Consider the following 26026-nt stretch of genomic DNA (forward strand, 5'->3'; position numbering starts at 1 on the left):
GACCCGGAGCATGCCGCCCCCGCCGCGTGTGGCCGTCACCCGTCCGAGGTGATGCCGTGAGCGGCGCCACCGCCGGGAGAATGGCAGGCGCAGTGGCGGTCGCACAGGAGGTGGCGTCATGGGCGGGTCACACCCGGGTCCCGGGCCCGAGCCGGACGGAACTGCTTCCGGCGGCGACTTCGAGATCCGTGTCCGGGGCAGGATCGGCGATGCCTTCCGGTCGGCGTTCGGCGAGCTGACGGTCGTGCTGCGGCCCGCCGAGACGGTGCTCCTGGGCGCCGGGCTCGACCAGGCGGCCCTGTACGGGATCCTGGACCGCATCCAGGGCCTCGGCCTCGAACTCCTGGAGGTCCGCAGGCTCCCGGCGACCCGCGACGGGAAGGGGTAGGACCGTCCCGAAAAACGACCCGGAAGACCCCTTTTCCCGCGCCCCCGCGAACCGCACCGTAGTGAGGTGATGCCCTCCACATGGGGAGGTGAGGGGCATGCCCACACCGCTGTGCCCACGCACGGCCGAAGCACCGGGGAGCCCGGGGCGGGTCACCGCGCTGCGCCATCGACTGCGCTCGCTCGACCAGGAGAGCGCCGCGGCCGACGCCGCCCTGGCGACCTGCCTGATGTGGCTCGCCGGGATCCTGGTGGAGATCGCGGGGAACGTGTCGGATCCGCGGACCGCGGGCGCGCTCGTGCACCGGGCGTCGGCCGCGCTCGCCGCGGTCCCCGCACCCACGCCCGTACCCGCGTCCGCACCCGTGCCCGTACCGGAGTCGTACGGGGACCGTCGGCTGACCGCCCGCGAACTCGCCGTACTGCACTACCTGTTGCGCGACGACGTCTCGCTGCGGCAGATCGCCGACGACCTCTACGTCTCGTACAACACGGTCAAGAGCCACACCCGCGCCGTGTACCGCAAGCTGGGCGTCGGCTCGCGCGCCGAAGCGCTCGTACGCGCCACGGAGCTGGGGCTCCTCCAGGATCTTCGGCTCACAGGATCCGGAGCGCTCACAGGATCTGGAGCTCGCGGGCGCGGCGGACCGCGGCCGAGCGCCGGGACACGGCCAGCTTGCGGTAGACGCTCTTGAGGTGGGTCTTCACCGTGTTGACCGACAAGTAGAGCTCGTCGGCGATCTCTTCGGTGGTCATCATCTGCGCGAGCCGGTCGAGGACGTCGCGCTCCCGCGCGCTGAGCCGCTCGGTGGGCACGTCCATCGGCGCCGACGGCTCGGGCGGCGGCCCGGCGGTGGCGGCGCGGCGCGCGTGCGCGGGGCCCAACAGCCGGGCGCAGGTGGGCGCCACGATGCGCTGCACCGACTGCGGCAGCCGGGACACCGCCACGGCCTCCGCGACGGCGTCGGGGCCACGGCCGCCGCGCTCCAACGTTCCCGCGACGCGGGCGACCACCCCGCCGATCTCGGCGAGGAATTCGTCCGATCCCTTGCCCAACACGCCCTGGCTGTACGTGAGTTCGTGCCGGGCCCGGACCGGGTCGCCGCGCGCGAGGGCGCCCCAGGCCCGTACGAGGTGCAGGGTCGCGCGCGGCGGCTCGCCCGCGGTCCACGGCGGCATCGGCGGCTGGGTGGCCTGCGCCGTCAGCTCGTCGGCGGCCCGGAAGCGGCCGCGCAGCGCCTCCAGGAGCGCGAGTTCGACGAGGCAGTCGCGGCGCAGCGCGCCGTTGCCCGCGGCGCCGGCCGCCTTGAGCCCGCCCGTGAGGGAGACCTGGGCGGCCTTGAGGCAGCCGGCCCGCAGCTCTCCGGCACCCCGCACGGACAGGATGAGGGCCGTGACCTCGGGGCGTTCGGCGAGCAGGGCGTGCGGCACGCGCGCTCCCGCCGACTCGGCGTCGGCCGCGGCGGCCCTGGCCAGGCGCGGGTCACGGCAGCGCAGCCGGTCCATGCGGATCACGGCGTGGGTGAGGCGGCAGCGCGCGGCCCTGTCCTCCTCCCCCGGCGGCAGTTCGTCGAGGAGCCGCGCGGACCGCTCCAGGTTCCTGGCGCACGCCGGGTCGTCCCCGCGGGTCCTGGCGACGGCCGCCGCGAGCAGCACGGACTCCGGTGCGTCGGCGGCCCGTTCCTCGGCGGGCTGCCGGGCGGCGTCGACCGGGAGGCCGCGCCGCGCGAGGCCGAGGACCTGCCCGACGGCGAGGCGCCGCACGACGAGCCGGGCCGCCGCGTCCCAGTCGTCGGCGGCGAGCAGATGCCGTACGGCGTCGGTGAGCAGCCCGTGTCCGTCGAGCCAGACGGCGGCCCTGCGGTGCAGGGGGGCGACGAGTCCGGGCGTCTCGTGGCGCAGGCAGGTCCGCAGCACGTCGGCGAACATCTGGTGGCAGCGGTACCAGCCCTGCCCCACAGGGCGCAGGAAGGAGTTCTCCCGGACGAGCCCCGCGAACAGGGATCCGTCGGCGTCGCCCGCGAGTTCGGCGGCCAGCTCGGCGTTGACCCGGTCGAGGACGCTCGTCGTCAGGAGCAGTCGGCGCATTCCGGGCGACTGCTGGTCGAGCACCTCCTCGACGAGATAGCTGGAGATCGCCTCGTCGTCGCCCGCGAGCTGGGCGACGAACCGCTCGGGGTCGCCGCACTTCTCCATGGACATCGCGGCGAGCCGCAGGCCGGCCGCCCAGCCGTCCGCGCGCCGCCGCAGCGTGCTCACCGTCTGCCGCGTCACGTCGATGCCGTGCTGCGCGAGCAGGGCCGCGGCCTCCCGGTCGTCGAAGGCGAGGTCGGCGGTGCGTACCTCGGTGACCTCGCTGGTGAGTCGGCCCCGGTACAGGTGCAGCGGCGGGTCGCGGCGGGCGAGCACGACGAGGCGCAGCGCGTCGGGGGCGTGCCGCAGGAGGTGGGTGACGCCGCGGGCGATCGGCGAGTCGAGGGCGGGCTGGAAGTCGTCGAGGACGAGGACCGACGGCTCGCCGTGCGCGTTCAGGCGGGCGGCGAGGGTCGCCACGAGCAGCGGCACGTCCTCGCCCGCCGCGGGTTCCGGCAGGACGACGCCCGCGGCGCCGAGCGCGCCGAAGACCCGCTGCCAGAACACGCCGGGGTGCTCGGCGGGCCCGTCGCAGGCGACCCAGGCGAGCGGCCAGGGCGGGCGCCTGGTGTGCGCCCACTCCAGGGCGAGTGCCGTCTTGCCCGCGCCGACGGGGCCGACCACGACGGTGAGCGGTCCGCGTACGCCGCGGGCGAGTTGGTCGGTGAGGCGGGGGCGCGGCACGATCCAGTCGGGGAGCGCGGGCACGGTGCCGGTGGGCTCCGCGCCGGTCGGCTCCGTGCCGGTCGGCTCCGTGCCGGTCGGGTTCTCGGGCATCGTGCACCTCGCTCTCGCAGTGCCGTGGACCCACCCCCGTACGGCAAGTGTGGTGCGGGGGCGGCACGTCCGGCACATGCCAGGCGCCATCTCACCCGGGTGAAGTTCCGGTGTGGGACGGCGCGTTGGCGGGGCCCGGTGCACGACCGGCGACTCCTTGGCCTACTTGGCCACGAGGGCCGCCACCAGTTCGTCCTCGCGGTCCTTCGTGAGCGAGGTGTGGATCACGGTGGGGTTGAAGGGGCGCAGCGCCTCGCGCACCCGGTCCGGCGTGGTGCGCCGGACGAGCGCGAAGACGGCGGCGCGGCCGGGTTCGAGGGCGCGCGCGGTCTCCTTGACGAAGGCGTCGTTGATGCCGATGTCGGAGAGCTTGCCCGCGACGGCCCCGGTGGCCGCGCCCACGGCGGCGCCGAACACCGGCATCAGGAAGAGCAGCCCGAACAGCGAGCCCCACAGGGCGCCGCCGGCCGCGGCGACTCCGGTGGTGCTGTGCGTCTGGTGGACGTGCATCTTTCCGTCCATGGTGCGCCAGGCCACCACGGCGTCCTCAAGTTCGAGGAGTTCCTGCCGGGACAGCTCGCCGGCCAGGCGCAGCACCGATTCGGCCTTTTCCTTGTCCGAGAATCCGAGTACGACGAGTTCTGCCATCAGGTCCTCCTGGGACGATTTCCGGGGGTGGGCTTGGAAGGGGCGGCAGGGCCGCCCAGGCGCTGGGTCGCCGCGGCGAGTTCGGCGAGCACCGGCCGCAGCGCCTCCTCGGTGAGGAAGCCCTCGGCGACCGGCACCCCGCCGGCGTCCCGCACGGCCCTGCGCAGATACGTCGCCCAGACGTGTTCGAGCAGGATGTACGCCGCCGAGGTGCCCGGGACGAGCGAGTCCGCGGTCTCCCTGATCTCGTTCGTGGTCAGGCCGAACGCATGGCCCTCGGCCAGGCTCGGATACGTCTCCTGGACCGCGCGGAGCCGCTCCCTGGGGATCCCGAGCAGCGCCGCGACGGTCTCGCCCATCCCCTCCTGCTGAAAGTCGAGGGTGAACAGGTCGCCACCGGACTCCTTGCCGACGAAGAGCATGTCGAGCACGCGGATCTGGGCGTTCGCCTCGAGGATCGCGAGTTCCTCGACGATGCGCCCCTCGAATTTGGCGTCGGGCCCGAACTCGATGGTGATCAGCTGCACCGGTCCGATGTCCGCCATGGTGTCTCCCTTCGGCCTTCGACATTCGGCCTCGACGTCCGGCCAGGGGCATCACAGCGGAGCCGCGTGCCGGGGCGCGTCACCCGTCGCAGGTGAGCAACGCGCTCCGGGGCGCGGCGACGCTGGCCGCGGGAGGTGCCGTGCCATGAGCGATGAAGAGGCCACCGGCCCCGACGAGCGGGCGGAACTGGAACGACTGCGCGCCGAGGTCGAGGTGCTGCGCGACCGCGCGGGCACTCAACGGCGGCGCCACGCCCGGACGTTCGCGCTGCGACGCGCGATCGCCGCGCTGCTCGTCGCGCTCGTCGCGGTGCTCGCGGTGACCTCCGTCGTCGGCGTGTGGGGGTCGCGGACCACCCTGAACACGGACCGCTGGATCGCGACGGTGGGCCCGCTGCCCGAGGACCCGAAGGTGAACGCGGCGGTGTCCAAGTACCTCGCGGACGAGATCTTCGACCAACTCGACGTGGAGCGGCGGCTGTCGGAGGCGCTGCCGCCGCGCGCCGCGTTCCTGGCGGGCCCGGTGACCGGGGCCGTGCACGACTTCATGCGCGAGAAGATCTCGGCGCTGATCGCGACGGACCGCTTCCAGGACCTGTGGCGGTCCACGAACCGGTTCGCGCACGAGCGGATGGTCGCGCTCGTGGAGAACCGCAACGACAACGTGAAGGTGAAGGGCGACACGGTCACGCTGAACCTGCTGCCCGTGGTGAACAACCTGCTGAACTCCCTCGAAGGCCAACTCCCCGACATCTTCGGCAAGAAGATCGACCTGCCGGCGCTGTCCTCCGGCGAGCTGCCGCCCGGCCTCCACGACCGGATCGAGAACGCGATCGGCAAGGACCTCCCGGAGGACTTCGCCCAGATCCGCCTCTACAACCGCCACGAACTCGGCCAACTCCAGGACGCCGTCCTGCTGTTCAAGCGCGCCCTGGTGGGCCTGCTGATCGGCGTCCCTGTCCTGCTCGCGCTGTCCCTGTGGGTGTCGCCGAACCGCCGCCGGACCCTCCTCCAGTTCGGTCTGTGGCTGGTGGTGACGGTGACCGTGCTGACCGCCGTACTGCGGGCCGTGCGGGACCAGTTGCTGGGCCAGATGCCGGAAGGGGTCTACCGCGAGGGGCTGCGCTCGGCGCTGTGGACCGTCTTCACGACGCTGCGGGAACGAGGCGACCAGCTCCTGTGGCTCGGCGTCGGCATCGCCGCCCTCTGCTACCTGGTCGGCCCGGGACGGCTCCCGAAGGCGCTGCGCGGCTGGACGGTGCAGGGCGCCCGCGCCACCGGCCACGGAATCGCGAAGGCGGGCCAACAGATCGGCGGGAACCAGCAGTTGCGGCCCTGGATCGCCCGGCACGCGGACGCGCTGCGCGTCGGCGGCGCCGTCCTCGCCGCCCTGGTGTCGATCCTGCTGTCGTCGTGGACCGGGCTGCTCGTCGTCGGCGTGCTGCTGGCCGCGTACGAGATCGCCGTCACGCTCGCGGCCCGCGAGGGGAGCTCACCCCCGGAAGGTGAGGCGCCCCCTCGCCCCCCTGCCGAGACTGGCGCCCCGGGCTGAGCCGCCTATCTCAAGCCCCGCAGGGGGCACCTCCCAGCGTTAGCCGGGGGAGATTGAGGCGCGGGGCCCGGGGGCAGAGCCCCGCGACCGCGACACCGGAGGACCGCGACACAAGGCACGGCGAGGGTACTGGGAGGACACATGAAGTCGCAGCCGCGCATCGGCCCGACCAGCGACGGAGCCGGACGCTCCCGCCTGTGGGGCCCGTACCTGAGCGAGCGGCAGTGGGGGACGGTGCGCGAGGACTACAGCCCCGGCGGCGACGCGTGGTCGTACTTCCCGCACGACCACGCCCGGTCGCGCGCCTACCGATGGGGCGAGGACGGTCTCGGCGGCCTCTGCGACGAGAAGCAGCGGCTGTGCCTGGCGGTCGCCCTGTGGAACGGCCGCGACCCGATCCTCAAGGAGCGCGCCTTCGGCCTGACCAACCAGGAGGGCAACCACGGCGAGGACGTCAAGGAGTACTACTTCTACCTCGACGCCACCCCCAGCCACTCGTACCTGAAGTACCTGTACAAGTACCCGCAGGCCGAGTACCCGTACAACGACCTCGTCGCCGTCAACGGGGCGCGCTCCCGGCAGGAGTTCGAGTACGAGCTGCTCGACACGGGCGTCTTCGCCGAGCACCGGTACTTCGACGTGACGGTGGAGTACGCGAAGGCGGACCACGACGACATCCTGATGCGGATCACCGTCGACAACCGGGGCCCGGACGAGGCGACGCTGCACGTGCTGCCCACGCTGTGGTTCCGCAACACATGGTCGTGGGGCGAGCACGCAGCCGACGCCCCGAGGCCCCGGCTGCGGGCGGCCGAGAGCCCGCGCTCGACCAGCACGATCCGCGCCGACCACCCGGAGCTCGGCAGCTACGACCTGCGCTGCGGCGGCGCCCCCGAGCTGCTGTTCACGGAGAACGAGACCGACAAGGCGCGCCTGTTCGGCACGGCGAGCGACACCCCGTACGTCAAGGACGGCATCGGCCGCCACATCGTCGAGGGCGAGCCGCACACCGTCAACCCGGCGCAGGAGGGCACCAAGGCCGCCGCCCACCACACACTCACCGTGCCCGCCGGCGGGTCCGAGACGTTGCGGCTGCGTCTCGGACCCGCCGGTGCCCAGCTCAATCTGGCGCGCGGTTTCGACACGGTGCTGCGGGACCGGATCGCCGAAGCGGACGCGTTCTACGCCGAGTTGACGCCGAAGGGCGCGAGCGAGGACGAGGCGCGGGTGCTGCGCCAGGCGCTCGCCGGGATGCTGTGGTCCAAGCAGTACTACGCCTTCGACCTGGAGACATGGCTGGCCGAGCACGATCTGACGCCGTGGAGCATGCCGCGCCCCGGCATCCGCAACCGCGAGTGGTTCCACATGGTCAGCGACGACGTCGTGTCGATGCCGGACAAGTGGGAGTACCCGTGGTTCGCGGCCTGGGACCTCGCCTTCCACGCGGTGGCCCTGTCCGTCGTCGACCTCGACTTCGCCAAGCAGCAGCTCGAACTCCTGCTGCGGGACTCGTACTTGCACCCCAACGGGCAGATCCCCGCCTACGAGTGGAGCTTCGGCGATGTGAACCCGCCGGTGCACGCGTGGGCCGCGTACTTCGTCTACACGGTGGAGAAGGAGACGACAGGACACGCGGACCACGCGTTCCTGGAGCGCACCTTCCAGAAGCTGCTCACGAACTTCACGTGGTGGGTCAACCGCAAGGACCCCAGTGGCCGCAATGTGTTTCAGGGCGGCTTCCTCGGCCTCGACAACATCGGCGTCTTCGACCGCAGCGCACCCCTTCCCACCGGCGGTTCTCTGGAGCAGGCGGACGGCACGGCGTGGATGGCGCTGTACTGCCAGTCGATGCTGCAGATCGCCCTCGAACTCGTCGAGCACGACGAGACGTACGACGAGATGGTCCTGAAATTCGTCGAGCACTACCTCTGGATCGCCGCGTCCATGGACCGCGTCGGTGACCTCGGCGACGAACTCTGGGACGAGGAGGACGGCTTCTTCTACGACGTGCTGCGGCTGCCCGACGGCCACGCGGAGCGCCTGAAGGTCCGCTCCATGGTCGGCCTGCTCCCGCTGTGCGCGTCCACCGTCTTCCAGCCGCAGCAGCTGGAGCGGCTCTCCGGCCTCGGCGACCGCCTGCGGCGCTTCGCGGCCCGCCACCCGTCCCTTTCAGTGACGCTGTCGCAGGCGCAGGCCGGACAGGCGGGCGGCCCGCGGCTGTTGTCGGTCGTGGACGAGAAGAAGCTGGTCCGCGTCCTGTCGCGGGTCCTGTCGGAGGACGAGTTCCTCAGCCCGTACGGAATCCGGGCGCTGTCCCGGCACCACGCGGAGCACCCGTACACGTTCTGGGTGCACGGCGACGAGTACAAGGTCGGCTATCTGCCCGCCGAGTCCGACACCGGCATGTTCGGCGGCAACTCCAACTGGCGCGGCCCGGTGTGGCTGCCGATGAACGTCCTCGTCATCCGCTCCCTGCTGCACCTGTACGGCTTCTACGGCGACGAGCTCACCGTCGAGTGCCCGACGGGATCCGGGGTCCGCAAGAACCTCTTCGAGGTCGCGGAGGACATCTCCGCCCGCCTCACCCGGATCTTCCTGCGCGACGCGGACGGCCACCGCCCGGTCTACGGCGGCCAGCCCCTCTTCCGCGACGATCCGCACTGGCGCGACCTCGTCTCGTTCTACGAGTACTTCCACGGCGACAACGGCGCCGGCATCGGCGCCTCGCACCAGACCGGGTGGACGGGCCTGGTCGCCGCCCTCATGAAGATCTTCGGCACCCTCGGCCCCGACGCCTTCCGGCCGCGGGCCGCGAGGAGGTAGCAGCGATGGCCGCACTGCCGGCACAGCCCGTGATCCACGAGGTCAACACCCGGGTCTGGCTGCGGGAGACGGGGCGGCGGCTCGGCCGCGAACTCGGCCTCGCGGACGTACCGAAGGACGTCTGGGACGAGATCACCCCGGACGGGGTCGACGCCGTCTGGCTGATGGGCGTCTGGGAACGCAGCCCGGAAGGCCGCGCCATCGCGCTGCGCAACCCCTCGCTGCGCGCCGCCTTCGAGCGCGCGGTCCCCGGCATCTCCGACGACGACATCGCGGGCTCCCCGTACTGCGTGCGCCGCTACGAGGTGGACGGGGCGCTCGGCGGGGCCATGGGCCTGGTCGCGGCGCGCGCCGAACTCGACCGCCGCGGCGTCGGGCTGCTGCTCGACTATGTGCCGAACCACGTCGCCCCCGACAATCCGTGGGTGGGCGAGCACCCGGAACTCTTCGTCCGCGGCGACTCCGACGACCTGCGCCGCGACCCGGACGGCTTCCTCGACACGGGACGCGCGGTACTGGCCCGGGGCCGCGACCCGTTCTTCCCGCCCTGGCCCGACGTCGTCCAACTCAACGCTTACACACCGGAGTTGCGGCACTCCACCGTGGAGATCCTGGACCACATCGGCCGGTTCTGCGACGGGGTGCGCTGCGACATGGCGATGCTGATGACCAACGACGTCTTCGAACGGACCTGGGGCGAACGGGCCGGAAACCGCCCCGCGGAGGAGTTCTGGACGCAGATCATCACCTCCGTCCGCCACCAGCACCCGGAGATGCTCTTCGCGGCGGAGGCGTACTGGGACCTCGAATGGGCCCTCCAGCAGCAGGGCTTCGACTTCTGCTACGACAAGCGCCTCTACGACCGGATCCTCGACCACGACGCCGCGTCCGTCCGCGCCCACCTGCACGCCGACGAGACCTACCAGCGGCGCCTCGTCCGCTTCCTGGAGAACCACGACGAGCCCCGCGCCGCACACACCATGGACCCGGCCAAGGAACGCGCGGCGGCCACCCTGATCGCCACGCTCCCGGGCGCCACCCTCTGGCACGAGGGCCAGTTCACCGGCCGCCGGGTCCAGCTCCCGGTCTTCCTCGACCGCCGCCCCGACGAGCCCCCGGACGACGACCTGCGCTCCTTCCACGAACGCCTGTTGTCCGGCGTCCACCACAGCGGCATGCGTACGGGTGCCTGGCGCATGGTCGACTGCGTCGGCTGGCCGGACAACGCCTCGGCCGCGTCCCTGATCGCCTCCTGCTGGACGGGCCCCGCCGGCCACTTCGCGACCGTGGTCAACCTCTCCGACCACCCGTCCCAGGGCCGCGTCCACCTCCCCTGGCCGGAACTCGGCCGTGGCCTCTGGCAGTTGACCAGCCTCCTCGGCACGGACCAGTACGAACGCTCCGGCGAGGAAATCCTGGACACCGGCCTGTACGTGGACCTGCCGGCGTGGGGGTCGCATCTGTTGTCGGCGGAGGTGTGACACGGTCCCGGGGCTCTGCCCCGGACCCCGCTCCTCAATCGCCGGAGGGGCTTGATTCGGCCCGCACCCGAAACGCCTCCACCGCACTCTCCACCGTGGGATAGAACGCCCCCGCCCCAAACATCCGCCCCAACCCGTACCGCTCCACCTTCCCCCTCACCGGATCCTTCATCTCGGCGAACACCAGCTCAACACCCCGCCCGCGCAGCGCCTCGTGAAGTTCCTCCAGCACATCCGCCGCCGTCGTGTCGACGTCCGTGATCGGCTCCGCCGCCACCACCACGCACCGCGGCTCGACCGCCTCCCGCACCGCCGCCCGCACCTCGTCCCGGAAGGACTTCGCGTTGGCGAAGAACAGCGGCGCGTCGAAGCGCAGCAGCACGAGGCCCGGCAGGAGCCGCGCGTCGGGATGCGAGCGCACGTCGTGGTAGCCCTCAAGTCCCGGCACCCGCCCCAGCACGGTGCTGTACGGCCACCACGCCCGCCGGAACACATTCAGAATCGAAAGCCCCACCGCGACCGCGATCCCCGGCAGCACCCCGAGCAGCGCGACCCCCAGGAACGCGGCCACGCACAGCCAGAACTCGGCCTTGCGCTGCCGCCACAGCCGCGCCGTACCCGACAGGTCGGCGAGCGACAGCGACGCCGTGATGACGACGGCGGCGAGCGCGGGCTGCGGCAGGTTCCGGAACAGCCCCGGCAGCAGGACGAGCATCAGCAGGATCAGCGCCGCCCCCACGAGCCCCGTCAACTGCGTGCGCGCACCGGCCCGTTCGGCGACGGCCGTCCGCGACCCGCTCGTACTCACGGGGAACCCCTGGAACAGCCCCGCCGCAGCGTTCGCGGCGCCGATGGCGATCATCTCGTCGTTGCCGCGCACCTCCTGGCCGCTTCGGGCGGCGAACGCGGAGGCGTTGGAGATGGTGTCGGCGAGGGACACCAGGGCGATCCCCAACGCGCCGACGAACAGCGGCCCGAGGTCGTCCCACCGCACATCGGGCACGGTGAACGGCGGCAGCCCCTCCGGCAGCCGCCCGACCAGCTTCACCCCGTGCTCCCCGAGATCGAACGCGACCGTCGCGCCGATGGCGAGCACCACCATCACGAGCACGGCCGGCACCTTCGGCAGCAGCCGCTGCAACACGAGGATGAGCGCGATGCAGCCGGCCCCCACCCCGACCGCCGCCGGAACCGCCGCCCCCTCCCCCAACTCCCGTACGACAGCCCGCACTTCCTCCACCAGCCCGTCCGCGTCCACCGAGAACCCGAACAGCTTCGGCAGCTGGCCGACGAGGATGGTCAGGGCGAGGCCGTTCATGTAGCCGATCATCGTCGGCTTGGAGATGAGGTCCGCGATGAAGCCGAGCCGCGCCACCCCCGCCAGGATCGTGATCGCGCCGACCATCAGGGCGAGTACGGACGCGAGGGCGACGGCGCGCCCGCTGTCCCCGCCCGACGCGACCAGCGGCAGCACCGTCGCCGCGATCATCGGCCCGAGCGAGGAGTCCGGCCCGAGCACCAGAATCCTCGAAGGCCCCGCGACGGCGTACGCGAGCAGGCACAGCACCGACGTATAGAGGCCGGTGATCGCGGGCAGCCCCGCCAGCTCCGCGTACGCCATGCCCTGCGGCACCAGCAGCGTGGTCAGGACGACGCCCGCGACGAGGTCCTTGACCAGCCAGGAACGCCGGTAGTCGCGCAGGGTCCGGACACCGGGCGGCACCGGCAGGGAGTTCAGCCGCACCGCCGGCTCACCTCCGCCGGGCGATCAGCTTGCCCAGCTCCCACAGCGCGAGGAGCGCGAGCGCCGGCAGCAGCGCCCAGCCGAACTGGCCGATGCTGAGCGGCACGGTGTCGAGGAGCCGGTTGAAGGCGTCGGTCTGCGTGACGAGCACGGCGAGCACGAACTCGGCGAGCATCGTCCAGTTGAGCTGCTTGCTGTCGAAGGTGTCGACGGTGAGCGCGGTCCCGGTCTGGCTGCGGCACTCGACCGCCGCCACGATCAGGCAGAGCGCGAACGCCGCGAACGCGATGGAGTTGCCGATGCGGACGCTGTCGTAGCGCGCCTCGCCGAGCTTGATGAGGCTCAGCAGCGCCACCGCGACGCCCGCCCCCGCGAGCCCCACCGTGAGCATCAGCGGCGGCGTCATCACCGGTTCGCCGCGCGGCCGCGGCCGCCGCGTCATGAGCCCGGCGCCGACCTTGTCGAAGCCGAGTGAGAAGCCGAAGGCGGCGTTGACGACGAAGTGGATCCACAGCACCTGCGCCGGGTTGAACGGCTCCGCGTCCGCGATGTCGAACAGCGAGGCCCCGAGGAAGGTAAGCACGAACACGACCAGCAGGATCAGCACGAAGCGGATGTACTTGGTGAGGTTGTCGTAGATCTTCCGGCCCTGCTCGACGGCGTGGATGATCGTCGCGAAGTTGTCGTCGGACAGGATCATCCGCCCGGCGTTCTTGGCGACCTCCGTGCCCGATCCCATGGCGACGCCGATGTCGGCGGCCTTGATGGCGGGCGCGTCGTTGACGCCGTCGCCGGTCATGGCGACCACGTCACCGTTCTTCTTCAGCGTCTCGGCGAGCAGCACCTTGTGCTCGGGCGCCACCCGCCCCACGACACCGATCCCGTCGATGCGGGCGAGCCGCTCCTCCTCGGGCAGCGCCGCGAACTCGGCGCCGAGGATCGCCTCGCCGCCGATCCCGATCTGCTCGGCGATCGCCGCTCCGGTGATCACGTCGTCGCCTGTCACCATGCGTACGCGAATGTGGGCGGCCTGCGCTGCGGCCACGGCGTCCTTCGACTCGGGGCGCGGCGGGTCGACCATGCCGACGAGGCTCGTGACCCTCAATTCCCGTACGAGGGAGAGCAGATCGCCGTCCGGGGTGAAGCCCGCGGGGTCCAGGTCGCGCGTCGCCGCGGCCATCACCCGGCGGCCCGCGCGCTCCATCCGCTCGACCTCGGCGTCGGCCCGGCCGCGCAGCTCGGCGTCGAAGGCGATGCCCGCGCCGCCGGAGAGGGCCGTGGTCGTGCGCGCGAGGACGGCGGGCGCCGCGCCCTTGACGAAGCAGCGCACGACGGGCCGACCCTGCCCGTCGTGCGCCGCATGGAAGGTGGCCATGAGTTTGTACGCGGGGTCGAACGGCAGCGTGGCGATCCGGGGCAGCCGCTCCCGGGTCGCGGCGACGTCGAGGCCCGCCTTGTGGCCGAGCACGAGGAGCGCGCCCTCGGTGGGGTCGCCGACCACTTCGCTGTCGACGAGCGAGGCGTCGCTGGCGACGAGGTACGGCAGGATCGCGTCCTCGATGCCGGGCGAGCTGCCCGCGGCGTGGTGGACGCGGCCCTCCAGGGCGTAGCCGGTGCCGGAGACGGTGTACCGGTCGAAGGCGTCGACGACCTCGACGACCGTCATCTGATTCATCGTCAGGGTGCCGGTCTTGTCGGAGTTCACGGCCGAGGTGAAGCCGAGTGTCTCCACGGACGGCAGGTCCTTGACGATGGCGTTGCGCTTGGCGAGGTCGAGCCCGCCGAGGGAGAGGATGGTCTGGGTGACCGTGGGCAGCGCCTCGGGAACGGCGGCGATGGCGAGGGACACCGCGCTGACGAACAGCGCGTCCCAGGGCTCGTCGCGGCCCCGGCCGAGCGCGAACATCACGACCATGGTGAGCGCGGCCGCCCCCACGATCCACAGCGTCAGACGGTTCAACTCCTTGGACAGCGGCGACATTTCGCGCCGCGTCGTCGTCAACATGCCGGAAATCCGGCCGAGTTCGGTGCCCGCTCCGGTCGCGGTGACGATCAGCAGACCGCTGCCGTGCGTCACCGGAGTGGTCATGAACGCCATGTCGCTCTGGTCGGCGGGCCCCAACTCCCCGCCCGGTTCCCGTATCGCGCGGACGTCCTTGGCGACCGGGACGCTCTCGCCGGTGAGCGCCGACTCGTCGATCTGCAGCGCCGTCGCGGCGACGAGACGGCCGTCGGCCGGTACCTCGTCGCCCGCCGCGAGCAGCACGACGTCCCCGACGACCACGTCCTCGGCGGGGATCTCGGCCTCCTTGCCGTCCCGTCGCACCCGCGCGGTCGCCTTCGTCATCGCCTTGAGGGCGTTCATGGCGCTGTCCGCCTTGCCCTCCTGACGCAGGCCGATGACGGCGTTGACGACGGACAGGGCGAGCAGCACCACGGCCGTGCCCCACTCCTGGATGGCGAGCGACACGATCGCGGACGCCACGAGGATGAGCTGCATGTACGAGGTGAACTGGCCGAGGATCCGGCGCAGCACCGGTACAGGGCGCTCCTCTGGCAGCGCGTTGGGACCGTCCTCGGCCCGCCGCCGAGTGGCCCGCGCGGTGTCGAGTCCCGCGGCCGGGTCGACGCCGAGCGCGCGGGCCACCGAGTCCACGGGCTCGGCGTACCAGAGGTGGGCCGGTGGGGCGCCGGGGCCGCCGGTCGCGGCGGCGGTCACCGGGCCCGCCGCCGTCCGGCCGCGTACGGGTCTGCGGCGGCCCCGGCAGGCGCCTCCTCCTCCAACTTCTCCTTCTCCAGCTCCAGTTCGCTCCGGGCCTCGGCCCCGACGACCGGGTAGCGCGGATCGATGTCCATGAGGGTGTGGGCGAGCACGGCCGCCGCACAGATCCGCGCGTACCACTTGTGGTCCGCCGGGACGACGTACCACGGGGCCCAGGACGTGCTCGTCGCGGACAGCATGTCTTCGAACGCCTCCTGGTAGTCGTCCCACCGGGCGCGCTCGCGCGCGTCCGCCGCCGAGAACTTCCAGTTCCGCTCCGGTACGTCGATGCGCTTGAGGAAGCGGACGCGCTGCTCCTCCTTGGACAGGTTCAGGAACAGCTTCACGACCCGGAACCCGTTGTCCGTCAGATACCGCTCCCACTCGTTGATCTCGCGGTAGCGGCGCCGCCACAGCGGCTTCCCGCTCCGCGCCCGCCCGGGAATCCGCTGGCGGGCGAGGAGTTCGGGGTGCACCCGCACCACGAGCACCTCTTCGTAGTGGGAGCGGTTGAAGATGCCGATCTCGCCGCGGCGGGGCAGCGCGCACGTGTAGCGCCACAGATAGTCGTGGCTCAGCTCGTCGTGCGAGGGCACCTTGAAGCCGGCCACGCGCACGCCCTGCGGGTTCACGCCGCTCATGACGTGCCGGATCATGCCGTCCTTGCCGCCGGCGTCGAGGGCCTGGAGGCACAGCAGCACTCCGTGGGTGCCCTCGGCGGCCAGCCTGCGCTGGTGGTCGGCGAGCAGGGCGACGCCCTCGCGCAGCAGCTCCTGGCCCTGCCGCTTGTTCTTCAGCCCCGACTTGCGTGCGGGGTCGAAGTCCTTGGACAGGTGCACCTTCGTGCCGGGCTCCACCCGCAGGGGGGCGATGAAATCGGCGATCCACTTCTGCCGCGCCCGTCCGTCCTTCATGAGGCCCCCGGTCAGTACACGGTCGGTCAGTACACGGCCGATCAGTACACGGTGTCGCGCTTCACGACGCACAGGCCCCAGATCACCAGCGCGTCGATCGCGATCAGGGTCAGGGACCAGAACGGGTAGTACGGGATGGACAGGAAGTTGCCGATCATGATGAGCGCGGCGAGGACCACGCCGAGGATCCTGGCCCACTTCACCGCGACGAAGAGGCCGAAGCTGACGACGACGGCGACCGCGCCGAGGATCAGGTGGATCCAGCCCCAGGCCGTGAGGTCGAACTCGAAGGTGTAGTCACGGGTGTTGAGGAACACCTTGTCCTCCAGAACCGCCATCAGGCCGCGGCAGAAGTCCATGGTGCCCGCGATGAAGAGCATCACCGCCGCGAAGATCGTCAGCCCGCCGGCGGCCGCTTCTTTCGCGCTGCCCATGCCGTGCCGCGAAGTGGTCGAGGTGGCCATCACAGGACCCCCAAGCTAGAGAAAGGCCAGAGCAGGGTGCCCAAGCGGCACCGCTGTGGGGCCGAGTGTTGTTCCCGGGCCCGCGAGGGGCGTCACCCTCCGGGGGTGACGCCCGCACTCGGCCACACCCGGAGGCTGACGGGGGTCGGGGCGGTCGGCGGAAGCGAGGCGATGAGCGTGGCAAGCACCCCACAGGCGCCCGGCACCGAGAGCCGCGCCCGGCGGCGCCGCATCCTCGCGCCGCTCGCCCTCGCCCAGTTCATCTGCAGCTTCGCCGGCTCGAACATGAACGTGATGATCCAGGACATCAGCGAGGACCTGGACACCACTGTGCAGGGCGTACAGACGGCCATCACGGTGTTCCTGCTGGTGATGGCGGCGCTGATGATCCCCGGCGGCATCCTCGCCGACCGCTACGGCCGCAAGCGCTGCCTCGGCCTCGGGCTCGCGATCTACGGCGTGGGGGCGCTGCTCAGCGCGGCGGCCCCCGGCCTCGGTGTCCTCATCCTCGGCAACTCGATCCTGGAGGGCATCGGCACCGCCCTGCTCATCCCCCCGGTCTACATCCTCACCACCCTCCTGTTCACCGAAGTGACCAGCAGGGCAAGGGCGTTCGGTGCGATCATGGCGATGGGCGGCATCGGCGCCGCGACCGGGCCCCTCCTGGGCGGGCTGATCACGTCGGCGATCAGCTGGCGCGCGGCGTTCGTCTTCCAGGCGGCGGTGATCGCCGTCATCATCGTGCTGGGCCGCCGGCTCCACGATCCGCTGCCCGCCGACCCGGACCTCGACTTCGACACGGTGGGCGCGATCCTGTCGGCGACCGGACTCGTCCTCGTGGTCCTCGGCATCCTCGCGGCGGACGACAACGCCTGGCTCATGGGCGCGCTCCTCCTGATCGGCGCGCTGGTCCTCCTGGCGTTCTTCCGCTGGGTACGCAGGCGGGAGCGCACCGGCGCCCAACCCCTCCTCCCCACCGGCCTGTTCCGCGACCGCACCTCGAACCTCGGCCTGATCACGCAGCACACCCAGTGGCTGATCCTCATGGGGGTGTCGTTCGTCGTCGCCACGTACCTCCAGGTCGTACGCGGCTACGACGCCATCGGCACCGGCGTCATCTTCACCGCGTCGACCGTGGGCCTGCTCATCAGCTCGCTGGCCGCGGAACGGTTCGCGAGGCGCCGCGAGCAACGCACCCTCGTCATGGCGGGCTTCGCCGTCACCGTGTGCGGGATCGGCCTCCTCCTGGCCATGGCGCACGGCTCCCCGAAGGCGTGGACGTCCACGCCCGGGCTGCTCCTCATCGGCCTGGGCCTCGGCGTGATGCTGACACCGTCCGTGAACGTCGTGCAGTCCAGCTTCCCCGAAGACCTCCAGGGCGAGATCTCCGGCCTCTCCCGCAGCGTCTCCAACCTCGGCTCCTCGGTGGGCACGGCGCTCGCGGGCACGATCCTCGTGGCGGACCCGGCCGTCGGCCCGTACGCGGTGGCGCTGGTGGTCCTCGCCGCCATCGGCCTCGGCGGCCTCGGCGCGGCGGCGCTGCTGCCGCACACACCACCGGCCCCGGATCACTCGTAGCCGCGGTCGTACGTCACCGTGGTCCGCACCACCAGGTCCTGCACCGCCGCGCGCCGCCTGCTGAACGGTATCCACAGCAGCCCCAACGGAAAGCTCACGGACAACGCCGCCCGCGCGAGCGCCCGTACGATCCTCAGCCGCCGCCCCACCCGATCCGTCACGCACACCCCCATCAACCGGCCGCCCGGCGTGGCCCCCATCGCCACCCACGACCCCCCGAGATAACACACGGCCAACCCCCAACCCACCGGCCCGGACACCCAGTTGGGCACATCCGGCAACCGGAACGGCGGCCCGACCACCATGAACCGCGCACACGCGGCCCCCACCTCGACGACGAGCCCGACGACGGCCAGCACGAGCGCGTCGACGAGAGCGGCGACACCACGCGAAACAATCCCGGCAGCGCGCCCCGCACTCACGGCGAACGCTCGTCGAGGGGCTCATCGAGGAGCTCACCGGGAGGCCCGACACGCCGCAACAACCGGTCGGCGAACCGGTTGACCCCCCGGTCCCCCCGCTGCCCCAGCACCCGCACCGCATCCACCACCTCCACGGTGAGCCCTCCCCCGGTGTCCCGCACGATCCGCCCAAGATCAATCTCCCGCAACACCCCACGGGTGAGCCCCACAAGATCGAACCGGGCAAGGATGGCGTCGACGTCAATCCGGGCGGCGATGCGGTCGACGTCTATGCGGTCGGCGACCCGGTCGACGTCGACGCGCTCGGCAACCCGATCCACATCGACGCGATCAGCCACACGGTCGACGTCCACGCGGTCGGCGACGCGGTCCACATCGACGCGGCTGGCCACACGGTCGACGTCCACGCGATCGGCGACGCGGTCCACATCGACCCGGTCGGCAACCCGGTCCACATCGACGCGGTTGGCCACGCGGTCGACGTCTACGCGGTCGGCAACCCGATCGACATCAACCCGATCGGCAACCCGGTCCACATCCACTCGCGCCGCAACCCGGTCCACATCCACCCGGTCCGCGACACGATCCACGTCCACCCGATCGGCGACCCGGTCCACGTTCACCCGATCCGCCACCCGGTTCACATCCACCCGATCCGCCACCCGCTCGACATCGACCCGGTCGGCGATCCGGTTCACGTCGACGCGCGCGACCACCTCGTCCAGGTCCACGCAGTCGAGCACCACACCGACCGACCGGCGAATCACCAGTCGTGGCACCGCCCCCAGCGCACCGAACACACCCCGCGCCACCCGGCCGACGACCGCCACGGCGCCCTCCGCGTCCACCTCACCCATTCCGTTCACCCATTCCGCGACCGAAGCAGCGCGCTGCGCGCCCGGCATCCTCCGCGGCGGGTGAGTGCCGCGGCCGTCAGCCGGCGGCGGGCGGGAGTTCGGGGGCGCCGCGCCGCTCCCCGACGAACCCGAAGGCCAACCCCCGCCGCGCCGCGAGGAGTCGGGCGAGCCGCAGCACGCTGAGCCCGCTGGACCCGAGGTCCCGCACCTCCCGTACATCGACCAGCACCCCCTCCCCACCCGGCCGGATCGCCCCGTGCAGCACCCGTCCGATCCACGCCTCGGCGCCCGGTTCGATGGCGCCACGTACCTCGATCACCAAAATCCCCGCGGCACACCGCACCACCACGGGCGCGGGCTTCGTCCGCCGACCGATCCACATCATGGACAAGTCCCCCCGAACGCACCGGACATGGGAGGACAGCATCGAGAGAGCTCGATTCCCCGGCATCGCTCCGCAGGGGTGAACACCGCCGCGAGACCGTCGACAACCGGCCACGTACGCAGTGTTGATCATCGCCGGGGAGGTTCTTAGTGTCGTCCCCGGCACGGCCCTCCAGCACGGCCCTGACGAAGGTGGAGCACCGCATGACTCACGTAGATCAGGATCAGATACGGCACGGCGGCCCGAGCCGCCGTCACGTCATCGGCGGCGCGGCCGCGCTCACGGCGGTGGCCGCGACAACGTTGCCGACCGCCCCGGCCCACGCCGCCGCCCCCTCCGACCTCACCCGCTGGAAGAGACAAGCCGCACGGGTGACCATCACCCGCGACGACTGGGGCATCCCGCACGTGGTCGGCAGGACGGACGCCGACGCGGTGTTCGGGATGATGTACGCGCAGGCCGAGGACGACTTCAACCGCATCGAGCGCAACTACCTGGTGAGCCTCGGCCGACTCGCCGAGTCCGAGGGCGAGTCCGCGCTCTGGCAGGACCTCCGCCAGCGCCTCTTCATCGACCCCGAGGCACTCAAGAAGCAGTACGCGACGCAGTGCCCGCCCTGGCTCCGCGCCCTGATGCGCGCGTGGGCCGACGGCCTGAACTACTACTTGGCGACCCACCCCGACGTACACCCCCGCGTCCTCACCCACTTCGAACCGTGGATGCCACTGAGCTTCTCCGAGGGCAGCATCGGAGGTGACATCGAATCGGTGGCACTGAGCCAACTGGAAGCGTTCTACGCCGACCGCGAGCTGCCCCTGACCGAGGACGAACGCGGCCTGAGGTTCCGCGAGCCCTCCGGCTCCAACGGCATGTCACTCGCCCCGAGCCACACCCGCGACGGCCACGCCCTCCTCCTCATCAACCCGCACACCAGCTTCTTCTTCCGCTCGGAACAACATGTGACGAGCGAGGAGGGCCTCGATGTCTACGGCGCCGCGACCTGGGGCCAGTTCTTCATCTACCAGGGCTTCAACGAGGACACCGGCTGGATGCACACCTCCTCCGGCGTCGACAACATCGACGAGTTCGCGGAGACCGTCGACCGCGCGCAGGACGGCACGTACACCTACCGCTACGGCGACGAACAGCGTCCACTGACGACCCACCAAGTCACCCTCGCCTGCCGCACGGACGACGGCCACCTCCAGCGGCACACCTTCACGACGTACGCGAGCCACCACGGCCCGATCGTCCGCGAGGCGGACGGCAAGTGGATCGCGTGCGCCCTGATGAACAAGCCGGTGGAAGCCCTCAAGCAGAGCTATCTGCGCACGACGACCCATGACTACGGCGAGTACATGAAGGTCGCGGAGCTGAAGGCCAACAGCTCCAACAACACCCTCTTCGCGGACTCGAAGGGCGAAATCGCCTTCCTGATGCCGCAGTTCATGCCGGTCCGCGACGACCGCTTCGACTACATGAAGCCGGTGGACGGCAGCGACCCGGCCACCGACTGGCAGGGCCTGCACACCCTGGACAGCATGCCGCGGGCGGTGAACCCGAAGAGCGGCTGGGCCTACAACAGCAACAACTGGCCCTGGACGGCGGCCGGTACGGACAGCCCGCACGCCTCGGACTACCCCCGCTACTTCGACAAGGCGGGCGAGAACCCGCGCGGCCCGCACGCCATCCGCGTCCTCACCTCCAGCGACAGCTTCACCCCTCAGTCCCTCATCGCCGGCGCCTTCGACCCCTACCTCACCGCCTTCGCCCGCCTCCTGCCAGGACTGGTGAAGGCCTGGGACCAACTCCCCTCCGGCGACGCCCAGAAGAAGAAACTCGCCGACCCGACCGACCTCCTGCGCACCTGGAACCACCAGTGGTCCAGCCGCTCCACGGCCACCTCCCTCGCGGTGTTCTGGGGCGAGGCCCTGTGGGCCCTGGTGTCGAAGGCGGCGGCGGACGCGGGCCTCACGGTCTGGGACTACATGGCCGACCACGCCACCGACACCCAGCGCCTCACCGCCCTCGAATCGGCGGTCGACCGCCTGACGAAGGACTTCGGCGACTGGCGGGTCCCCTGGTCCGAGATCAACCGCTACCAGCGCAACGACGGCGCCATCACCCAGACCTTCGACGACGCCTTGCCCAGCTACCCCGTCCCCTTCACCTCCGCCCAATGGGGCTCCCTCGCCTCCTTCGGCGCGAAGCGCTACCCGGGCACGAAGCGCTACTACGGCACCAGCGGCAACAGCTTCGTCGCCGTCGTCGAATTCGGCCCGAAGCTGCGGGCCTGGGCGGTGACGGCGGGCGGCGCCAGCGGCCACCCCACCTCCCCGCACTTCGGCGACCAGGTCAAGCGGTACGCGAGCGGGGACCTTCGACCCGTTTACTTCTACCCGTCGGACCTGGCGGGGCACGTGGAACGGAGGTACCGGCCGGGCGAGTAGCACGGCTCCGGCGGCGAGCGGCGGCGAGCGTGCCCGCGCCCCTGTGAACAGGACGTTTACCGGGCCGCGGGTATCGTCGACCGGGTCGGCTTCCGTTGGCGTACTGCCCAGTCGTGTGCTGCCCTGGCATCTGAAGCGTGCTCATGGGCGGAGGCAGTGAACGGCCGCGGGACCTGCCATGAATGCCTTGGCGCATGGGCACCGACACCGTGCCGACACGGGGACCGCCCCGTTCCGACGCCGAAGCAGAGGAAGCCATGCCACAGCCTCACGTACCCGCCTTCTTCGTAGCCGGCGACTCCGTCGCCCAGCAGCGACCGGCGGAGAACGAGACGCTCTCCGGCTGGCCGCAGCACCTTCCCTCGTTCTGCACGCGGCGCCTGGACGTCTTCAACTTCGCGCACGACGCCCGCAACGCGGGGAACTTCCTCCGCGACAAGGCGATACACGTGCTGAACCTGATACGCCCCGGCGATCTCTTCCTGGTGGCGTTCGGATCGACCGACCAGCATGTGAGCCGCGGGGACCTGTACACCTCGCCCGAGGACTACCAGGACTTCCTGAGACGGTACGTCTCGCTCGCCCGGGAGCGGGGAGCGGTGCCGGTGATCGTGACACCGGTCTGCCAGGCCGAGTTCGCCGCGGACGGGTCCGTCGCCGACACCTCCGACGGCTATCCGCTGTACGCGCGGGCCGTCGCGGAGCAGACCGGCGCCCCGTTGCTCGACCTCCACCGGATCACCGAGTCCCTGTGGCGACGCCTCGGGCCCGAAGCCACCCGTGCGTACTTCCGCTGGTACGACGCCGGGGAGAGCGAAGAGACGCCGCGCGGACGCGTCGACACCACGAACCTGAACCGGGAGGGCGCCCGCCGGATCGCCTGGCTGCTCGCCCAGGAGACCGCCCGCCTGGGCCTCGTACCGGAAGCCGCCCTGAGCGATCCGCCCGAGCCCCTCGACCTCGGCGAGCGCCCGCGGCCCGCGGAGCCTGCGCCGGACGCGCCGCTCCCCGACGAGGCCGCCTCGAACGGGATCGCTTCCAGGAGCGTCAGGAACGGCTCCTTCATCACCGCCGACGCCAATTTCGCGGGCACGGCCGCCCGTGGCATCACCCGCGTCGTCTTCGTCGAGGACGCGGCCGTGATCGGGAGCACCGGCGTCGGACCGGGTGGCCACTGGATGTGGCGGCGGCCGGTGCACTGGGCGGGCGGACAGCACCGGATCGGCCTGTACGGCCTCACGGAGGCGGAGCCGACCGGCCGCACCGCGCTCTCCTTCACCGTCGTCGACGAGGTGGCGGCGCCCCGGGTCACCGCGCCCCGCCCCGGCCGCCTCACCGGACCGCTGCCCCTCCTGCGCGGCACCGCGACCGGGGCGCGCAAGGTGGTGGTTCTGGTGAACGGCCGATGGATCGGGGAAGCGCCCGTCCTGGCCGACGGAGCCTGGCAGTTCCAGCACCCCGACCCGTGGCCCCCGGGCGAGCACACGCTGACGTTCCTGGCGCTCTTCAACGAGGTGCGCTCCCCCGCCACGACCCACCGCCTGCACGTGGCGGAGCTCGACGCGCTCGACAGCCCGCTCGGCCCACGGCCGCCATCCCTCGCCGACGCCCGCTGACCCGACCGCATCCGGCCCCGCGCCGCCCGACTCGTACGGATGGCAGTCACCATGCCCCACCCTCCCGCCGAAGCCGGCACCACCGGTCGCGCCACCCCCAAGGTGTCCGTCATCGTGGCCGTCTACAACGCGATGCCGTATCTCACCGAGTGCCTCGACTCGCTCGTCCGGCAGAGCATCGGCCTCGACAACATCGAGGTCATCACCATCGACGACGTCTCCACCGACGAGAGCCGCGAGACCCTCGACGCCTACGCCGCCCGCCACCCGCAGATCCGCGTCGTGCACCGGAAGAAGAACTCGGGCGGGCCGAGCGAACCCCGCAATCAGGGCCTCGACCTGGCCAGGGGCGAGTTCGTGTACATCGTCGACGCCGACGACTACCTCGGGGACGAGGCGCTGGAGCGCATGGTCACCATGGCCGAGGCGCAGGGCAGTGACATCGTGCTCGGCAAGATGGTGGGCACCGGGGGCCGGGTCATGTCCGTCAAGGCGTTCCGGCACGCACCCGTCGCGCCCCTGTTCACGTCCGAGGTGTACCGCTCGCTGAGCCCGATGAAGCTGTACCGGCGCAAGATGCTCGAGGACCGGGGGATCCGCTTCGCGACCGACCTGTGGCTCGGCGAGGACCAGGTCTTCGTGACCGAGGCGTATCTGGCGGCCGACGTGATCTCGGTGGTGGGCGACTACACCTGCTACTACGTCGTGCGGCGCACCGTGGGCACGAGCCTGACCCAGCGCAGCAAGACGGCCCACGAGCGGGTGGCGCACATCCAGCGGGTGATGGGCCTGGTCGACGACCGGGTGACGGACCCGGTGGGGCGGCGCACGCTGCTCGGGCGGCACTTCCGGGCGGTGCTCCACAAGACGCTGGTGCCCGTCATCGGGTCGTACCGCTTCAACGCCAAGGTCGGCCACAAGCGGTTCACCGACGACTTCGTGGCCGACACGATCCGCTACTCGCTGGAGCTCTTCGACCGGCACTGGGACGACGGCTTCCTCCAGGCGATCCCCCCGTACGACCGGCTGCTGGTGCACTGTCTGCGCAACGACAAGCTCGACGAGCTGATCTACCTCGCCTGGGCGCACCCCCACCGGGACGACGCGGAGCTGTTCGTCGAGGACGGCCACGCCTACCGTCTTTGGCCGTTCTTCCGCTTCCACCGGTCCGCCGAGGAGCGGATCCCGGACGAGCTGTACGACGTCACCGGCACGCTGCCGGCTCGGGCCCACGCCTCCCGGCTCGACTACACCCCGGAGAACGGGACACTGCGCGTACGTGTCCACGGCTCCATCGGGCCCCTGGAGTGCGGGGACACCTCGGCGGAGCTGCTTCTGAGGCGGCGCGCCGACGGAGTCACCCAACGGATTCCCGCGCACGGCTCCGGCGAGGACGGCTGGGCCGCCGAGTTCACCCTCGCCGAGGTCACGGCGGAAGGCGGTCAACTCCCGGACGGCATCTGGGACTTCTGGGTGGGCGTCACCAGCCGGGGTGTCACGCGGGAGGCGCGGCTCACGACGGCGGGCGCGCTCGCGCCGGAGGCGAACGAGCACCACCTCGACCCGCCCAGCGGCCGCTATGTGCGCGTGTACGGGACGAAGGGCGGCTACGCGGCGCTCGACGTCGGCGGCGAGACCGTTCCGGTCACCGCGACGCTCGTCGGACAGCGTTGGCAGAACGACGAGCTGCTGTACGAGGTCGACGTGGCGTCGGAGGCCGTGCCGCTCGCCGACGTTCGCCTTTCCGGACTGCTCAAGGGGCGCGTCACGGAGGACGACCCGGAGTTCCCGGCGTCCGTAGCGGCCGACGACAGCGGGCACGCGCGCTTCACCGCCGTACTGGAACCCGCACGGCACTCCGCGGACGGGGCCGGGTTCCCCGCCGATGTGTGGGAGGTGCATGTCCGGGTCGCCGCCGACGGCCTGGCCGAACGGCCGGTGCGGCTGCGCACCGCCGAGGCTCCCGGAGACGGCCCCCGGGTCGGGCGCACGCTCCTCGTGCCCACGTCCTCCGGTACGGCCATGGGTGTCACGCCCTATCTGACGCGGGGCGGCGCCGTGGCGCTCGACTCCGCGGGCCGGTACTTCCCGCCGTCGGCCGGTCTCCGGATCACCGGCGTGTCCCTGTCGCCGGACGGAGCGACGCTCGACGTCGTCGGCCAGGTGGGCGTCCTCGACCGGCCGGAGGGCCGTCTCCAGCTGCGGGTCTCGGCCGACGAACAGGCCGAGGACGCCGCGCTCCCGCTCCCCTTCCCCGCCGCCCCCGAGGACCCGGTCCTCGAAAGCACGGCCACGTGGCCGGAGTTCAGCGCGCACGTGAGCGCCGCGGATCTCGGCCTGGACGCGCTCCCCGCCCACGCGACGCTCCGGCTCGAACTCGCGCTGCCGGAGGAGACCGTCGCCTCGGCGGCCCACAAATGGAGCCCGTCGTAACGCGGGCTTCGACCGGACCGGCGTTCGAGAGTCTCCTACGGAATTCGGGAGTGGGC

Annotated in this window: 19 protein-coding genes; 9 read left to right on the top strand and 10 right to left on the bottom strand. The window is 71.6% G+C overall.

All coding sequences use genetic code 11. The features are described from left to right. The first annotated feature begins 118 nt into the window (after positions 1-118). Both RBJ65_RS19135 and RBJ65_RS19140 read left to right on the top strand, forming a co-directional pair. Positions 119-388, top strand: a complete 270-nt coding sequence (locus RBJ65_RS19135; RefSeq protein ID WP_306317404.1) for a hypothetical protein — start codon at positions 119-121, stop codon at positions 386-388. Between the two features lie 97 nt (positions 389-485). After that, positions 486-1082: a LuxR C-terminal-related transcriptional regulator gene (locus RBJ65_RS19140; protein WP_306317405.1), complete on the top strand. Its 597-nt coding sequence runs from the start codon at positions 486-488 to the stop codon at positions 1080-1082. Here the strand turns inward: RBJ65_RS19140 and RBJ65_RS19145 are convergent. The 3 genes from RBJ65_RS19145 to RBJ65_RS19155 all read right to left on the bottom strand — a co-directional run bounded on the left by RBJ65_RS19145 (position 1003) and on the right by RBJ65_RS19155 (position 4490). Continuing rightward, the gene (locus tag RBJ65_RS19145) at positions 1003-3297 is read right to left on the bottom strand and encodes a LuxR C-terminal-related transcriptional regulator (protein WP_306317406.1); all 2295 of its coding nucleotides are present in this window, start codon (positions 3295-3297) and stop codon (positions 1003-1005) included. The two genes, RBJ65_RS19140 and RBJ65_RS19145, sit on opposite strands and share 80 nt — an antisense overlap. 162 nt (positions 3298-3459) lie before the next feature. Further along, entirely contained in the window at positions 3460-3945 is a 486-nt protein-coding gene (locus tag RBJ65_RS19150; protein WP_306317407.1) for a DUF1269 domain-containing protein, read from the bottom strand. Next, entirely contained in the window at positions 3945-4490 is a 546-nt protein-coding gene (locus RBJ65_RS19155) for a DUF1269 domain-containing protein (RefSeq protein ID WP_306317408.1), read from the bottom strand. The genes RBJ65_RS19150 and RBJ65_RS19155 overlap by 1 nt, the downstream gene beginning before the upstream one ends. Positions 4491-4635: 145 nt before the next feature. On the opposite strand from RBJ65_RS19155, the gene RBJ65_RS19160 reads away from it, so the two are divergent. The 3 genes from RBJ65_RS19160 to RBJ65_RS19170 all read left to right on the top strand — a co-directional run bounded on the left by RBJ65_RS19160 (position 4636) and on the right by RBJ65_RS19170 (position 10346). Then, on the top strand, positions 4636-6042 hold the full coding sequence (locus RBJ65_RS19160; RefSeq protein WP_306317409.1) for a hypothetical protein: 1407 nt from the start codon (positions 4636-4638) through the stop codon (positions 6040-6042). Positions 6043-6183: 141 nt separating this feature from the next. Further along, a complete protein-coding gene (locus tag RBJ65_RS19165; RefSeq protein WP_306317410.1) occupies positions 6184-8865 on the top strand; it encodes a glucosidase in 2682 nt (893 codons plus the stop codon). Positions 8866-8870: 5 nt separating this feature from the next. Next, a complete protein-coding gene (locus RBJ65_RS19170; protein WP_306317411.1) occupies positions 8871-10346 on the top strand; it encodes an alpha-amylase family glycosyl hydrolase in 1476 nt (491 codons plus the stop codon). A 34-nt stretch (positions 10347-10380) separates the two neighbouring features. On the opposite strand, the gene RBJ65_RS19175 is transcribed toward RBJ65_RS19170, so the two are convergent. Genes RBJ65_RS19175 through RBJ65_RS19190 form a run of 4 tightly spaced genes read right to left on the bottom strand, consistent with a single transcriptional unit; the run spans position 10381 to position 16229 of the window. Continuing rightward, on the bottom strand, positions 10381-12090 hold the full coding sequence (locus RBJ65_RS19175) for a SulP family inorganic anion transporter (protein WP_306317412.1): 1710 nt from the start codon (positions 12088-12090) through the stop codon (positions 10381-10383). 7 nt (positions 12091-12097) lie between these two features. Beyond that, positions 12098-14809: an HAD-IC family P-type ATPase gene (locus RBJ65_RS19180; RefSeq protein ID WP_306317413.1), complete on the bottom strand. Its 2712-nt coding sequence runs from the start codon at positions 14807-14809 to the stop codon at positions 12098-12100. Continuing rightward, positions 14806-15765, bottom strand: a complete 960-nt coding sequence (locus RBJ65_RS19185; protein WP_306317414.1) for a polyphosphate kinase 2 family protein — start codon at positions 15763-15765, stop codon at positions 14806-14808. The genes RBJ65_RS19180 and RBJ65_RS19185 overlap by 4 nt, the downstream gene beginning before the upstream one ends. A gap of 41 nt (positions 15766-15806) precedes the next feature. Further along, positions 15807-16229, bottom strand: coding sequence for a hypothetical protein (locus RBJ65_RS19190; RefSeq protein ID WP_306317415.1), 423 nt, complete (start codon positions 16227-16229; stop codon positions 15807-15809). Between the two features lie 171 nt (positions 16230-16400). On the opposite strand from RBJ65_RS19190, the gene RBJ65_RS19195 reads away from it, so the two are divergent. Next, positions 16401-17807 (top strand): MFS transporter, encoded by a 1407-nt coding sequence (locus RBJ65_RS19195; protein ID WP_372341204.1) that lies wholly within the window; start codon positions 16401-16403, stop codon positions 17805-17807. Here the strand turns inward: RBJ65_RS19195 and RBJ65_RS19200 are convergent. The 3 genes from RBJ65_RS19200 to RBJ65_RS19210 form a co-directional block, all read right to left on the bottom strand. Next, positions 17798-18229 (bottom strand): RDD family protein, encoded by a 432-nt coding sequence (locus RBJ65_RS19200; RefSeq protein WP_306317417.1) that lies wholly within the window; start codon positions 18227-18229, stop codon positions 17798-17800. The genes RBJ65_RS19195 and RBJ65_RS19200 overlap by 10 nt on opposite strands. Then, positions 18226-19086: a hypothetical protein gene (locus RBJ65_RS19205; RefSeq protein WP_306317418.1), complete on the bottom strand. Its 861-nt coding sequence runs from the start codon at positions 19084-19086 to the stop codon at positions 18226-18228. The genes RBJ65_RS19200 and RBJ65_RS19205 overlap by 4 nt, the downstream gene beginning before the upstream one ends. A 76-nt stretch (positions 19087-19162) precedes the next feature. Continuing rightward, positions 19163-19471, bottom strand: coding sequence for a hypothetical protein (locus tag RBJ65_RS19210; protein WP_306317419.1), 309 nt, complete (start codon positions 19469-19471; stop codon positions 19163-19165). Between the two features lie 203 nt (positions 19472-19674). Between RBJ65_RS19210 and RBJ65_RS19215 the strand changes: the two genes are divergently transcribed. From RBJ65_RS19215 to RBJ65_RS19225, 3 genes are all read left to right on the top strand, one after another. Beyond that, a complete protein-coding gene (locus RBJ65_RS19215) occupies positions 19675-21921 on the top strand; it encodes a penicillin acylase family protein (protein ID WP_306317420.1) in 2247 nt (748 codons plus the stop codon). Positions 21922-22178: 257 nt separating this feature from the next. Further along, on the top strand, positions 22179-23537 hold the full coding sequence (locus RBJ65_RS19220) for a GDSL-type esterase/lipase family protein (protein WP_306317421.1): 1359 nt from the start codon (positions 22179-22181) through the stop codon (positions 23535-23537). Between the two features lie 51 nt (positions 23538-23588). Next, positions 23589-25970, top strand: a complete 2382-nt coding sequence (locus RBJ65_RS19225; protein WP_306317422.1) for a glycosyltransferase family 2 protein — start codon at positions 23589-23591, stop codon at positions 25968-25970. The last annotated feature ends 56 nt before the right edge of the window (positions 25971-26026 follow it).

It is taken from the genome of Streptomyces sp. KL109B, from assembly GCF_030766935.1.
GTDB lineage: Bacteria > Actinomycetota > Actinomycetes > Streptomycetales > Streptomycetaceae > Streptomyces.